11 protein-coding genes are annotated in these 12,987 nt (G+C 63.5%); 2 read left to right on the forward strand and 9 right to left on the reverse strand.

Annotation, left to right across the window (positions count from 1 at the left end):
* Positions 1-395: 395 nt before the first annotated feature.
* Both AC07X6_RS24895 and AC07X6_RS24900 read right to left on the reverse strand, forming a co-directional pair.
* On the reverse strand, positions 396-974 hold the full coding sequence (locus AC07X6_RS24895) for a hypothetical protein (RefSeq protein ID WP_494792722.1): 579 nt from the start codon (positions 972-974) through the stop codon (positions 396-398).
* A gap of 61 nt (positions 975-1,035) precedes the next feature.
* Positions 1,036-1,401, reverse strand: coding sequence for a winged helix-turn-helix transcriptional regulator (locus tag AC07X6_RS24900; protein WP_494792723.1), 366 nt, complete (start codon positions 1,399-1,401; stop codon positions 1,036-1,038).
* A gap of 114 nt (positions 1,402-1,515) precedes the next feature.
* Here AC07X6_RS24900 and AC07X6_RS24905 point away from each other — a divergent pair, with 114 nt between their 5' ends.
* Entirely contained in the window at positions 1,516-2,223 is a 708-nt protein-coding gene (locus AC07X6_RS24905; protein ID WP_494792724.1) for a glutathione S-transferase family protein, read from the forward strand.
* Positions 2,224-2,340: 117 nt separating this feature from the next.
* Positions 2,341-4,431 carry a S9 family peptidase gene (locus AC07X6_RS24910; protein ID WP_494792725.1) on the forward strand — a complete coding sequence of 697 codons (2,091 nt, stop codon included), beginning with the start codon at positions 2,341-2,343 and terminating at the stop codon, positions 4,429-4,431.
* Positions 4,432-4,512: 81 nt separating this feature from the next.
* Here AC07X6_RS24910 and AC07X6_RS24915 read toward each other — a convergent pair whose 3' ends face one another.
* The 7 genes from AC07X6_RS24915 to AC07X6_RS24945 all read right to left on the reverse strand — a co-directional run bounded on the left by AC07X6_RS24915 (position 4,513) and on the right by AC07X6_RS24945 (position 12,917).
* Positions 4,513-6,567 (reverse strand): esterase-like activity of phytase family protein, encoded by a 2,055-nt coding sequence (locus tag AC07X6_RS24915; protein WP_494792726.1) that lies wholly within the window; start codon positions 6,565-6,567, stop codon positions 4,513-4,515.
* A gap of 71 nt (positions 6,568-6,638) precedes the next feature.
* A complete protein-coding gene (locus tag AC07X6_RS24920; protein WP_230542256.1) occupies positions 6,639-7,565 on the reverse strand; it encodes a helix-turn-helix domain-containing protein in 927 nt (308 codons plus the stop codon).
* 55 nt (positions 7,566-7,620) lie between these two features.
* A complete protein-coding gene (locus tag AC07X6_RS24925; RefSeq protein ID WP_494792727.1) occupies positions 7,621-8,538 on the reverse strand; it encodes a helix-turn-helix domain-containing protein in 918 nt (305 codons plus the stop codon).
* Between the two features lie 15 nt (positions 8,539-8,553).
* Positions 8,554-10,029, reverse strand: a complete 1,476-nt coding sequence (locus tag AC07X6_RS24930) for a mannitol dehydrogenase family protein (protein ID WP_494792728.1) — start codon at positions 10,027-10,029, stop codon at positions 8,554-8,556.
* On the reverse strand, positions 10,029-11,078 hold the full coding sequence (locus AC07X6_RS24935) for an ABC transporter ATP-binding protein (RefSeq protein ID WP_494792729.1): 1,050 nt from the start codon (positions 11,076-11,078) through the stop codon (positions 10,029-10,031). The genes AC07X6_RS24930 and AC07X6_RS24935 overlap by 1 nt, the downstream gene beginning before the upstream one ends.
* 149 nt (positions 11,079-11,227) lie before the next feature.
* On the reverse strand, positions 11,228-12,046 hold the full coding sequence (locus tag AC07X6_RS24940) for a carbohydrate ABC transporter permease (protein ID WP_230542260.1): 819 nt from the start codon (positions 12,044-12,046) through the stop codon (positions 11,228-11,230).
* Between the two features lie 10 nt (positions 12,047-12,056).
* Complete coding sequence (locus AC07X6_RS24945; protein ID WP_494792730.1) at positions 12,057-12,917, reverse strand: carbohydrate ABC transporter permease; 861 nt, start codon at positions 12,915-12,917, stop codon at positions 12,057-12,059.
* Positions 12,918-12,987 lie beyond the last annotated feature (70 nt).

Consider the following 12,987-nt stretch of genomic DNA (forward strand, 5'->3'; position numbering starts at 1 on the left):
TAGCAATATCATACGCCAAAATAAACAAATAAATCAAATAAATTAATTTATATGGCAATATCGCAACAATAGACACAAAAATCACCAATTCTATCGCTTTCATTGATTAACAGTGATAAATCAATAAATATGACAATTAAACCATGTTGACTTGGCAGAATTTTATGCACCGGTGGGAGATGCGGCAGGCCCGCTGCTAGCGACCTCATGGTTAGCCAGACGGGCATGATGTGCAGGAAAGAGAGTGCGCCAGCGCCATGCCGGAACGGCTCGGGCGTGGCGGAGAGGTGCTGGCGCCCTGGGGAAAGATGAGTGCCTGCCGGCCGCGCCGGCCAGGCGGGCGGCTATGCCTGGGGAGGAATGCGTGAGGCGGCCGCGGGTGCGCCGCCTGGCGCCTAGCGCGGCACGTAGCGCCAGCCGGCGCTTTCCAGCATGAAGGTAAATTCAGTCTTGATGCCTTCGGGACGGCTTGGCACGCTCAGTTGCGTATCGCACACCAGGTAGCCCGTCTTGCGCTTGACTTCGCATTCGTTGATGGCCGTCACCTGCATGGTGGTCTGCGCTTCCTGCATCTGCACGTCCTTGGCCGCTTCCGGATTGCGCGCCACTTCTTCCTTGGCCCACGCGCGTAGCATCGCTTGCGCCTCGGCCGGCGACGGTCCCGCGAACCTGGCGTCCTTGCGCTCGACGCCGACCCAGGTGCCGCCATCGTTACGCAGCGGCAGTACCGTAAAGGCCTCGCGCATGCCGGCGCTCATGTTCACCAGGCACACCACCTCGCCCGGCACGTCCTGCGCATCCTGGCAGCCCAGCAGTCGGGTGACGCGCACGGCGATGGGCATGCGCGACTGCATCTTGGCCACGCCCGCCTGCACGGCGGCATGGATTTCTTCGAGTGTCGGCATGGTGACCGCCTGGGCTGGCACAGTGGCGAACAGGGCGGCGGCGGTCAGGGCGAAAGTAGTCAGGCGCATGGGTGTCAAAAGTAGTGATCAAAGGCCGGCAGTCTAGCACTTTGCATAAAGACAGCTGTTTCTATAGGGAATAATCCACGCCATCGGGCGCGAGAAAGGCGCCGCCCCCGTCCGCCTGCCCGCGCAGGCGCAAGCCGATGGCGCGCAGCATTTCCGCCAGCTCGCGCAGGCGCAGGCCCTCGTCCGTCAGTTGGTACTCGACCTTGACGGGCACTTCCGCGTAGACCGTGCGCGTGAGCAAGCCCGCCTCTTCCAGCGCGCGCAAGTCCAGGGTCAGCATGCGCTGCGAGATATTCGGCACGGCGCGGCGGATTTCGCTGAAGCGCTTCGGTCCCGCCATCAGATAGCTGAGCAGCACCACCCTCCAGCGCCCGCCCAGCAGACGCATCGCTTCTTCCACGGCGCAGCCGGAGACATTGTCTTTCATGTGCATGCCCTATCTGGTATAAAAAATGTACCTATACCACATTATTCTGCCTTCTTCCAAATAGTAACTTATGCCGCTAGACTGCCCTTCCCTCAGTTCACACGGAGTTCCAGCATGGAAACCACCCTGATCTACAGCGTGCCGTTCGGCTGCTCGTTTGCCGCCATCGCCGCCCTCGAATGGAGCGGCCTGCCGTATCGCCTGGCCCGCGTCGAGGCGCGCGACCCGGCCAGCAAGCAGCATCCCACCTTTCTCGCCATCAATCCTCTGGGCCAGACGCCGGCCCTGCTCACGCACGCGGGCACGCCGCTGCTGGAAAGCATGGCCATCCTGCTGCACCTCGCCGCCCGCGCGCCGGCCAGCGGCCTGGGCTTTGCGCAGGGCACGCCCGCCTACGATCACCTGAACAGCGCGCTGTCGTTTCTGCACACGACCTTTCACGCCGCCTTCATGCCCGCCTTCCAGGCGTCGCGCGCGGCAGAAGGTGATGCGCGCGCGGCCGTCTGGCGCGAAATGGCCATCGAGAAGGTCAATAAAAGCCTGGCGCATCTGGAGCGCCTGCTCGATGGCCGCGCCTGGCTCGCCTCCGATGCCGCGCCGACGATTGCCGACGCCTACCTGGCCGCCACGGCGCGCTGGGCCGAACCGCTGCAGCTGGCGCGGCTAAGCGACTATCCGCACGCGGCGCGCGTGCTGGCCGCGCTGGAACAAGACCCCGGCATCCGCTTTGCCCACGCCATCGAGGCAGGCTTGCCGGCCGCCAGCCAGGGCGGTTTCCTGGGCCACGTGGCGCTCGACCAACTGGCGCTGCCGGCCGGCTAACCGGCGGTCAACTCCCGCAGCGGGCGCGTCTTTATTGCTATGATGTCGGGCTGCCGGCGGTACAGCCGGCCACGTTCATATCACATCAACAACGTCGCAATAACATTGGGAGTTTGAATGAGTTTACGTCTGCTGCTCTTGGGAGCATTCAGTGCCGCCATGGCCACCACCGCCGTTGCCGCAGAACCGGCGCTGGCCGCGCCGCGCGGCTTCACCGTGGAAGACATGGTCGCCATGGAACGCGTGGGCAGCCCCGTGCTGTCGCCGGACGCCACGCGCGTCGTCTACACGGTGCGCACCACCAACCTGGAGAAAAACCGCGGCAACACGCAGCTGTGGCTGATCGACCTGCGCGCGCCGAACGCGGCGCCGCGCCAGCTCACGCGCGGCGACGCCAGCGCCAGCGACCCGCAATGGTCGCCGAACGGCGACGCCATCTACTTCCTGTCCGGCCGCTCCGGCTCCTCGCAAGTGTGGCAACTGCCCCTGAACGGCGGCGAAGCGGCCAAGGTCACCGACCTGGCGCTGGACGTCGACACCTACCGCCTGTCGCCGCAGGGCGACCGCCTGGCCTTCAGCATGGGCGTCTTCCTCGATTGCGCCGATATCGCCTGCACGAAAAAACGCCTCGATGAAAAAGCGAAAAACAAGGCCAGCGGCATGGTCTACGACCAGATGTTCGTGCGCCACTGGGATACCTGGGCCGACGGCCGCCGCAATGCGCTGTATTCGGCGCCGATCGACGCGGCCGGCAAGGTCAGCGCCGCGCCCGTCAGCCTGAGCGGCACCCTCGATGGCGACGCGCCATCGAAGCCGTTCGGCGACAACAGCGAGTACCACTTCAGCCCGGACGGCAAGACGGTGGCCTTCTCCGTGCGCGTGGCCGGCCGCACGGAATCGTGGTCGACCAACTTCGACGTCTACACGATTCCAGCCGCCGGCGGCCAGGCGCCGCGCAACCTCACGGCCGACAATCCCGCCTGGGATGCGAAAGCCACCTACTCGCCCGATGGCCGCACCCTGGCCTACGTCGCCATGACCAAGCCTGGCTTCGAAGCGGACCGTTTTCATTTGGTGCTGATGGATGTCGCCACGGGCAAGAAGCGCACCCTGGCCGACGACTGGGACCGTTCCGTGGCCGACTTCCGCTGGACGCCGGACGGCAAGGCCTTCCTCGTCGCCGCCGATGACGTGGGCCAGCACCGTCTGTTCCACATCGACGCGGCCAGCGGCAAGGTCAACGCGCTGACCGGCAAGGGCGCCGTGGGCGACTTCGACGTGCGCGGCAATACCATCGTGCTGGCGCAGGCGAACCTGGCTTCGGGCGCGCAGCTGTACACGCGCAAGCTCGACGCGAAGTCGGAAACGGCGCCGATGGTCCAGTTGACCAGGCAGAATGCGCAAGCGCTGGCCAACGTGCGTTTCGGCGAATATGAACAATTCTCGTTCGCGGGCGCGGATGGCGAAACCGTCTACGGCCACGTCATGAAGCCATGGAATGCCAAGGCCGGCGAAAAGTATCCGGTCGCCTTCTTGGTGCACGGCGGCCCGCAGGGCAGCTTCGGCAACAGCTGGAGCTACCGCTGGAATCCGCAAGTGTATGCGGGCGCCGGCTATGCCACCGTCTTCATCGACTTCCACGGTTCCACCGGCTATGGCCAGAAGTTCACGGACTCCATCAGCGGCGACTGGGGCGGCAAGCCGCTGGTCGACCTGCAAAAGGGCCTGGAAGCGGCCACCAAAAAATTCCCATGGCTGGACCGCGAGCGCAGCTGCGCGCTGGGCGCGTCCTACGGCGGCTACATGATGAACTGGATCGCCGGTAACTGGCCGGACGGCTTCAAGTGCCTGGTCAACCACGACGGCGTGTTCGACAACCGCGGCATGGCTTACGCGACGGAAGAACTGTGGTTCACCGAGTGGGAAAACGGCGGCACCTACTACGACGCCCCGGCCAAGTACGAGCAGTTCAATCCCGTCAACTTCGTGAAAAACTGGAAGACGCCGATGCTGGTGGTGCAGGGCGACCTGGACTTCCGCATCCCCACGGCGCAAGGCCTGGGCACCTTCACGGCGCTGCAGCGCCGCGGCATCCCGAGCAAGCTGCTGGTCTTCCCTGACGAGAACCACTGGGTGCTGAAACCGGCGAACTCGCTGCTGTGGCACCACACGGTGCTCGATTGGCTCAATACTTACACTAAAAAGTAAGTCTGTACCAAAGTAAAAAGCCGCACAGTTTGCACTGTGCGGCTTTTTTTCATCCATCAACTGCGCAATATCAATACGCGATCAATACGTATTGAGCGCCTTGGCGAACTTCACGATCCACAGACGGCTTGGACGCTCGCGGTCGTCGCCGCGCGCCACGCGGATGGAGTTGGCGGCGTTGCAGCCGGCCGCGCTGCTCGTGACGATGGTGCCGTTGGCGTCGACCGTGCACTTGGTCACGTCGGCGCCATCGACTTCCACGCCATTCGCGTCGAAGACCTTGGTTTTCAGGCCGAAGTCATTGTCGTTGGCCAGCGCAATGGTGGAGTCGTCGATCAGGGTCAGGCCTTCCGCCTTTTCCGCCGCCCAGCCGATGGCGTTCAAGTCCAGCAACAGGGTTTTCTTCAGCGGCGTGACGGCGGCCCAGTCGGCGCCATTGAAGGGGGCGCCGCCCATGCTGCTCTTTTCCAGGTCCGAGGTCGTCGCGTTGAAGGCGGCGGCCGCGATATCGGTGGCGCCTTTCAGTTCGACCAGCATCAGCTTGTTGAATACCTTGCCCGATGGCGCGGCACCCTGCTCGATGACGAGGAACTTGCCGCCGCCCAGCGCCACCATGTCGCCCAGCTTGGCGTTGCCCGTGCGGCCATCCTGGTAGTCGGCGGCATTGAGCGGATACGCATACATCTTGCCGCTGGTGCCCGTCACCGGGTCGAATTCGATCCAGCGCGTGAAGCGGGCAAAGCGCTCCACCTGTTCATTCTTCTTCGTCGCCGAGTACGGCGCGCTGCCGTCGGACAGGGGGCTTTGCAGGAAGGCGTACAGCTTGTCATTGCTCGTATCTAAGGTCATGCCTTCCATGCCGCGGTTTGCGCGGCGCTTGGCGAACAGCGCCGGCAAGCCCTTGCCCGGCTCGTACTTGGCCTGGATGACGCCCGTGGCGGCATCGATCCTGACGATGAAGGGACCGTATTCGTCGGACACCCACAGCGCATTGCGCTTGGCATCGACGACGATGGCTTCCGAATCGAGGCCGCCCGCATTGAAGACGGCCTTGCCGGCGGCATCGAACTTCATCGCATCCATGACGGGAATCTCGGCCGAATTGCCGACCGCGCCCACGGGCACGGGCAAGCCCGAGCTGTTGACGGTGGCCGACACCTTGATCGGCGTGCTCGATGCCAGCACGGCGCCGTTCTTGCCCACGGTGATCACGCCAAACGAAGGCGTAAAGCTCGGTGACGGGAAGATCTTGCTGCCGATGGTGCCCTTGCCCGACGGGTCGGGCACCAGCGGGCCGTCGCCGTTCGGGCCGCGGTCCGTCAAGCCATAGAATTCCAGGTCGCCGGCCGCATTCTTGCCCTTGTAAGCCAGGCCCGAGCCGTACGACGGCAGGAAGCCGTTCGGGAATTCGCCCTTGATCTTGGCGTTGGCGCCTTCGTACGGCACGTAGAACTTGCTGTCCGCCTGGATCTGGTAGCGCGTCACGGTCACCTTCACTTCGCCGACAGGATTGGCTTGCGTCAGCGCCTCGTTGACGGGCGCACCCGCTTTTGAGGCCAGTGTATCTTCGAAATGCTCGCGCACGAGGGCGCGGCGCTCGGCATCGACCGTGCGGCCGGCGAATTTTCCGCCTACCGCCGCCAGATGCGCGGCCAGGGCCGTGTTGAAGACGGCCGGGGCGGCGGCAAAGTCCAGGGTCTTGCCCGCCAGCGCCGCCTTCACTTCGGCCGTCAGCTTGATGCCGTTCGACGGATCGCTGTCGTCGTCGAGCAGTTGCAGCGCCAGCAGGCGGTTGACGACCTTGTCGTCGGCCACATTCGTGCTGGCGGCCAGCGCCAGCGGCGTGACGATGGCGCCGCACGGCGCCGAACCCAGGGCCAGGCCGCCCACGCTGAAGGCCACCGTGTCGCCCGGGTTGCACATGAATTCGCCCTTGGCATTGGTGCTGTCCTTGGCCGCGCTGCCGGCCACGTAATCGAGTCCTTCCACCGCGCCGTCGAGGAACACGCCCGTCTGCGCCACGGGCTTGGAAGGCTCCGCTGGCGGATTATCGCTGCCGCCGCAGGCGGCCAGGGCCAGGCCGGCGGCGATGGCCAGCAGGGTCAGTTTCGGGGTCGACGTTACAGCAGTGTTCATGCATTCCTCGGCTAAGGTGAGATTGAAGCCGTGGAGAGTAACCGGGCAAAGTGACAAGCCCATGACAGCCGTCACGCCAGTGGCGCATCCGCAACAGGGCCGCCGATGCCGCCGAAGCGGCCATCGGCCTGGCGCCGGAATTGCTTCGGCGTGACGCCTTTTACCTGTAAAAAGCGGCGGTTAAAATTGGCCACGTTCTGGAAACCCACGTCGTAGCAGACGTTGGACACGTATTGGTCGGTGTCCATCAGCAGCTGGCACGCCTTGTTGATGCGCAGCCGGCTGATGAAATCCGTAAAACTGTTGCCCGTCGCCTTGCGGAAGAAACGCGAGAATTTACTCAGCGACATGCCCACCTGATCGGCCAGCATTTCCGCCGAAATCGGCTCGCGGTAATTCTCGGTGATGTAATTGAGGACGGCATTGACCTTGGCCAGGGTGGCGTCATCGTCGTAGGAACGCAGCGAGGCGCTCGACAGCAAACGGTAATTGGCCGTGCGCGCCAGCTTGCTCATCAATTGCACGAATGCGGCGAAGCGCTCGGCGCCATGCGTGGCGCGGATGCGCGCCAGGTGCTGCTCGGCCTCGTGGCCCATGTCGAAAAACTCCACGCCATAGCTGGAGCGTTCGAGCAGGGGCAGCAGCTCGCGCAATTCGGGGATGACGCGCGCGGCGCCCGCCAGCGGCGCGTGGGCGAACTGCACGATCATGTCGCGCAAGGCCACGCCCCCTTCCGGCATGACGTTGGAAATCCAGTTGTGCGGCAATCGCGGCCCCGTCAGCACCAGGTGGCCGGGCGAGAATTCGCCGATGTAGTCGCCCACGAACAGGCGTCCGCTGGTGGCGACGATCAGGTGCAGCTCATATTCTTCGTGGCAGTGCCAGCGCACGCGCGAGCTGGGATAGCCGTGTTCCAGGTAATTGATGATGCCGTCGTAGCTTTCGCGTTCCAGTTCGGGCGCCTTGCGCTCGCCGTCCTTCTGCCACAGGTGTTCCATGCTTGTCTCTCCCAGGCTGTCCCCGCCCGTGCCATCGAATGTACCTCAAAAAACCTCAGCTGCCAAAACGGCCCAGGGCCTGCTGGCGGAATTCCTTCGGCGTCATACCCTTCAATTCCAGGAAGCGCCGGTTGAAATTGGCCACATTGTTAAAACCGGCCTCGTAACAGATGTTGCTGACGTAGCGCTCCGTTTCCATCAGCAGCTGGCACGCCTTGTTGATGCGCAGGCGGTTGACGAAGTCCGTGAAGCTGTTGCCCGTGGCGTGGCGAAAGAAGCGCGAGAACGTCCGCTCGGGCATGTCCACCTGCTCGGCCAGCTGTTTCAGCGAGAACTGGCTGCTGTAATTGTGCACGATGAAGTTGATGGCGGAGCTGATGCGCGCCAGGGCCACGTCATCGTCGCTCGACTGCATGGGCACCGTCGACAGCAGCTGGTAGTCGCTGGTTTGCGCCAGCTCGCCCAGCAGGGTGAGAAATTCAATGAAGCGCGGCAGGCCGCTGCTGTCGCGGATGCGCCGGAAGCGCCGCAGCGACTGTTCGCTCACGCCAAAGAATTCCACGCCGTGCAGGGCGCGCTGCAGCAGCGGGAAAATATCCTTCAATTCGGGAATGGCGGCCGCCATCGACGCCAGCGGCGCATGCGAAAACTGGATCACCATGTCGCGCAGGGCCACGCCTTCGGGCGGCGTGTCCAGCGAGACCCAGTTATGCGGCACGCGCGGGCCCGTCAGCACCAGGTGGCCGGGCGCGAACTGGCCGATATGGTCGCCGACAAAGACCTTGCCGCTCGTTTCGACGATCAGATGCAGCTCGTATTCGTCGTGGTAATGCCAGCGCACCAGCGCATTCGGAAAACCATGCTCCAGGTAGCGGATGAAGCCGAAACTGCCTTTCGGCTCGAAGCCGGGCGTGGCGTCGCGCTGCTGTTCCAGCTCCATCTGCGGCAATGTGGCATCGGCTTTGCGTGGCATGGCGCGCCCTCCCCCTCAGGCCAATATCTGTTCCAGCGCCGCGCGCGCTCCCAGCCCGTACAGCTTGGCCAGCGACTGCGATACGGCCTGCGTGAACGCTTGTGTGTCGCTCAATTCTCCGAACAGCTCGCGCAGCGACAGCAGCGCCGCGGCGTCCGAGCCGCCCTGCAGCGCCAGCGCGCGCAGGCGCACCGCATACGGGTCGCTCAAAGGCATCTCGCGTCCCGCTTCGTCGTGGCCTTCCAGGTAGCGGAACCAGCACGCCACGGTAAACGCCAGCAGCTTGATGGCGCCGCCCCGGGCCAACGCCTCGCGCACGGACGGCAGCACGAATTTCGGGATGCGCGCAGAACCTTCCGTGCCGATGCGCGCCAGTTGGTCGCGCACGGCCGGATTCGAAAAGCGCTCGAGCAGGGTCGCCTTGTACCGTTCCAAATCGATACCCGCCACGCTATCGAGCAGGGGCGTGACTTCATCATCCATCATGCGCCGCACCAGCAGCCGGATGCCCGCATCGCCCATCGCTTCGTGCGCAAACGTGTAGCCGAGCTGCATGCCAATGTAGCACAGGGCCTGATGACTGGCATTGAGCAAGCGCAGCTTCATCTTTTCATACGGCAGCACGTCGTGCGTCATCTGCGCGCCCACCTTTTCCCAGGCCGGCCGGCCCTGCGGGAATTCATCCTCGATGACCCACTGGCGGAACGGCTCGCACACGACGGGCCAGGCGTCGACGATGCCAAAGCTGTCTCGCACGAGCGCCCGGTGTTCATCCGTGGTGGCCGGCGTGATGCGGTCGACCATGCTGTTGGGGAAGCTGCCCTGCGTGGCCAGCCAGCGCGCCAGTTCTGCGTCGCGCAGGGCGACAAAGGCCAGCAGCATCTTGCGCGTCACGTCGCCATTGTTTTGCAGGTTATCGCAGGACATGATGGTAAACGGCGCCAGGCCCCGCTGGCGGCGCAGGGCCAGCGCCGCGGCCAGGTAGCCGAACGAGCAGCGCGGCGCCTCGGGATGCGCCAGTTCGTACGCAATGTCGGCATGATCCGCATCAAACTCGCCCGTGCCCTGGTTGACGTAATAGCCGCCCTCGGTGATGGTCAGCGCAACGATACGCGTGCCAGGGTCGGCCAGCTTTTCCAGCACGGCTTGCGGCTCGTCGGGCGCATACAGATACTCGCCGACGCTGCCGATGATGCGCGCCGTATCGCCGGCCGCGCTGCGTTCGATCACCGTATATAAACCGTCCTGCGCCCGCATGGCGTCGCGCATGGCCGCATCAAACGCCAGCAAACCCACGCCGCAATAGCCCCATTCTGCGTTGCCGGGCAAGGCCAGCAAGTCGTCGAGGTACACGGCCTGGTGGGCGCGAAAAAAACCGCCCACGCCGATATGCACGATGCTGGGCACGAGTGCGCCGCGCGCATACGCGGGCACGGTCACGTTCCCTGGCAGCCGCGCCAGGTTCGATTGCTTCAATGCGATGGCGTCCATTACAGCGCTCCTTTCGCGGCCGCGTAAGTCTTTCCGGCGCGGTCGAAATAATGGACGAAGCCCGGCTCGAACGTCAGGTGCGTCTGCTGGCCCGGCTGCAGGCTGCTGCGCTCCGCGCCGCGCGAGACCACCTGCACATTGTTCGGCAGGCGCACATAGGTCAGGGTTTCCACGCCCAGGGACTCCACCAGGTCGACGGTGACGGGCACGCTGCCCGGCTGCGCCGCGCCCAGGTGCACGTGTTCGGGGCGGATGCCGACAAAACCATCGGCCTGCGCCGCGCTGCCCGCCTGCGCCAGCAGCTGCGGCGCCGCGTCGGCGGGCACCACGTTCATGCTGGGCGTGCCGATGAATTGCGCGACGAAGCGGTTGGCCGGGCGGTCATACAATTCCAGTGGCGAGCCATGCTGCTCGATCTGCCCGTCGCGCAGCACCACCACGCGGTCCGCCAGGGTCATCGCCTCGACCTGGTCGTGCGTGACGTAGATGGTAGTGGCGCCCAGCTCGCGGTGCAGCTTGGCGATCTCGATGCGCGTCTGCACGCGCAGGGCCGCATCGAGGTTCGACAGCGGCTCGTCGAACAGGAACACCTTCGGGTCGCGCACGATGGCGCGGCCGATGGCCACCCTCTGGCGCTGGCCGCCCGACAATTCCTTCGGCGTGCGCTCCAGGTAACGCCCAAGGTCGAGGATGGCGGCCGCCTTGTCGACCTTCTCGCGGATGACGACCGGATCGACGCCGGCCAGCTTCAAGGCGAACGACATGTTCTGGAACACCGTCATGTGCGGGTACAGCGCATACGACTGGAATACCATCGCCAGGTCGCGCTTCGATGACGGCAGGTTCGTGATGTCGCGCCCGTCGAGCGACAGCTTGCCGCCGTCGATCGGTTCCAGGCCCGCGATCAGGCGCAGCAGGGTTGATTTACCGCAACCCGACGGTCCCACGAAGACGACGAACTCGCCCTGTTGAATGTCCAGGTCGATGCCCTTGATGGCGCGATGCTCGCCAAAGAATTTCTCGATATTGCTCAGTTGAAGGTAAGCCATGATTTTTCTCAATTCTGATTTGTTTTTCGATGCTTTCAGAAACCGTAGCGAGCAGTTCAAGTTCGGTTTGAGTAGCGGAGCTGTGCGGATGCACAGTGAGCAACGGAGAGCCGAAATTGGGCCGCGCAGTAGGTTTATGGAGGCATCGATTATTTGACGGCGCCGAAAGTCATACCTTGGACCAATTGTTTCTGGCAGAACCAGCCCAGCGCCATGATGGGCGCGATGGCCATCAGCGATGCGGCCGACAATTTGGCCCAGAAGAGTCCTTCCGGGCTCGAATACGAGGCGATGAGCCAGGCCAGCGTGCCCGCGTTGGACGCGCCCAGGTTCAGCGACCAGAACGATTCATTCCACGACCACACCATGCAGACCAGCGCCGTGGAAGCGATGCCGCCCACGGACAGGGGCAGCACGACGTGGCGGAACTCGTCCCACACGGTGGCGCCATCCATGCGCGACGCCTCGAGGATTTCGCGCGGCAGCTCCTTCATGCTCGTGTACAGCAGCCAGATCATGATGGGCAGGTTCATCAGCATGAACATGATGGTCAGGCCGATGCGCGTGTCGAGCAGGCCGAAGTACTGGTAGCAGATATAGATCGGCATCAAAGCGCCCACGCCGGGCATGTAGCGCGAGCTGAGCATGAATTTCAGCAAGCCGATGGTGCCGCCCGTGGGAAAGAAGGCCATCGAATAGGCGGCCGGGATGGCGATCAAGAGGCCGATGGCCGTCGACACCACGCTGGTAAACAGCGAGTTCCACGCGTAGCCGAAGTAATTGTCGCGCGCCAGCACTTCGCGGAAGCTGTCCAGGGTGGGCGTGAAAAACAGCAGCGGCGGCGTGGAAATGGCTTGCCCTTCCGTCTTGAAGGCCATCAGGCCCAGCCAGAAGATGGGGAAGAACAGCAGCAGCGCACACAGCCAGGCGGCGGCCGTGCGGCTATATAAATGAAGTTTGCTATGCATCAAGGTCTCCTTATTTCGACAGATTCTTGCCGATGACGCGCATCAGGAAGAAGGCGGCGATGTTGGCGATGAGCACGGCGAACAGGGCACCGGCCGAGGCCGCTCCCACGTCATACGACAGCAGTGCCTGCTGATAGATCATGAAGGTGATGGTGGTCGTGTCGAAGCCGGGACCGCCGCCCGTGGTGGTAAAGATTTCCGCAAAGATCGACAACAAAAAGATCATCTCGATCATCAGCACCACCGAGACGGCGCGTCCCAGGTGGGGAATGTAGAGGTAGCGCAACTGCTGCAGGTAGGTGGCGCCATCCATGCGCGCCGCTTCCAGCTGTTCCCGGTCCATCGATTGCAGCGCCGTCATGAAGATCAGGCAGGCAAACGGCAGCCATTGCCACGAAACCATCATGATGATGGAAAACAAGGGGTGGGCCGACAGCCAGTCGACGGGCGTGGCGCCAAAGAAGATGCTGATTTGCGCAAACAGGCCGTAGATCGGGTTGAGCAGCATGTTTTTCCACATCAGGGCATTCACGGCCGGCATGACGAGAAACGGCGAAATCAAGAGCACGCGCACGACGGCGCGCCCCGGAAACGCTTCATTGATCAGCAAGCCCAGCGCCGTGCCCAGCACGACTGTCACCAGCATGACGGAAAACAGCAAGGTAAACGTGTTCTGCAAGGCCGGCAGGAACGAGGCATCGCTAAAGAAAAAGTGGAAGTTGGCCAGCCCATGGAAAGGATGGCCGCTCGGATCGAGCATGGAATAACGCACGAACGCGTAATACAGCGTGATCAATAACGGGATCACGGAAATGACGGAGACGGCGACCACGGCCGGCGTCAGCAAAGTCCGGGGGATAATGCGTTTCATAATGTTCTCTTGGGGCAGGTGAACCGATAACCCGCAAAGCTAAAGTACCGGGGGGGGGGGGGGCGGGGGG

It is taken from the genome of Janthinobacterium sp. GW460-12-1-14-LB5 (assembly GCF_059423585.1).

What these genes read in the sequence shown, in the direction of transcription:
- AC07X6_RS24945 (WP_494792730.1), bottom strand. Translation starts at nt 12,917, where the DNA reads ATGAAACGCATTATCCCCCGGACTTTGCTGACGCCGGCCGTGGTCGCC.
- AC07X6_RS24930 (WP_494792728.1), bottom strand. Translation starts at nt 10,029, where the DNA reads ATGGACGCCATCGCATTGAAGCAATCGAACCTGGCGCGGCTGCCAGGG.
- AC07X6_RS24905 (WP_494792724.1), top strand. Translation starts at nt 1,516, where the DNA reads ATGGAAACCACCCTGATCTACAGCGTGCCGTTCGGCTGCTCGTTTGCC.
- AC07X6_RS24910 (WP_494792725.1), top strand. Translation starts at nt 2,341, where the DNA reads ATGAGTTTACGTCTGCTGCTCTTGGGAGCATTCAGTGCCGCCATGGCC.
- AC07X6_RS24935 (WP_494792729.1), bottom strand. Translation starts at nt 11,078, where the DNA reads ATGGCTTACCTTCAACTGAGCAATATCGAGAAATTCTTTGGCGAGCAT.
- AC07X6_RS24925 (WP_494792727.1), bottom strand. Translation starts at nt 8,538, where the DNA reads ATGCCACGCAAAGCCGATGCCACATTGCCGCAGATGGAGCTGGAACAG.
- AC07X6_RS24900 (WP_494792723.1), bottom strand. Translation starts at nt 1,401, where the DNA reads ATGAAAGACAATGTCTCCGGCTGCGCCGTGGAAGAAGCGATGCGTCTG.
- AC07X6_RS24920 (WP_230542256.1), bottom strand. Translation starts at nt 7,565, where the DNA reads ATGGAACACCTGTGGCAGAAGGACGGCGAGCGCAAGGCGCCCGAACTG.
- AC07X6_RS24915 (WP_494792726.1), bottom strand. Translation starts at nt 6,567, where the DNA reads ATGAACACTGCTGTAACGTCGACCCCGAAACTGACCCTGCTGGCCATC.
- AC07X6_RS24940 (WP_230542260.1), bottom strand. Translation starts at nt 12,046, where the DNA reads ATGCATAGCAAACTTCATTTATATAGCCGCACGGCCGCCGCCTGGCTG.
- AC07X6_RS24895 (WP_494792722.1), bottom strand. Translation starts at nt 974, where the DNA reads ATGCGCCTGACTACTTTCGCCCTGACCGCCGCCGCCCTGTTCGCCACT.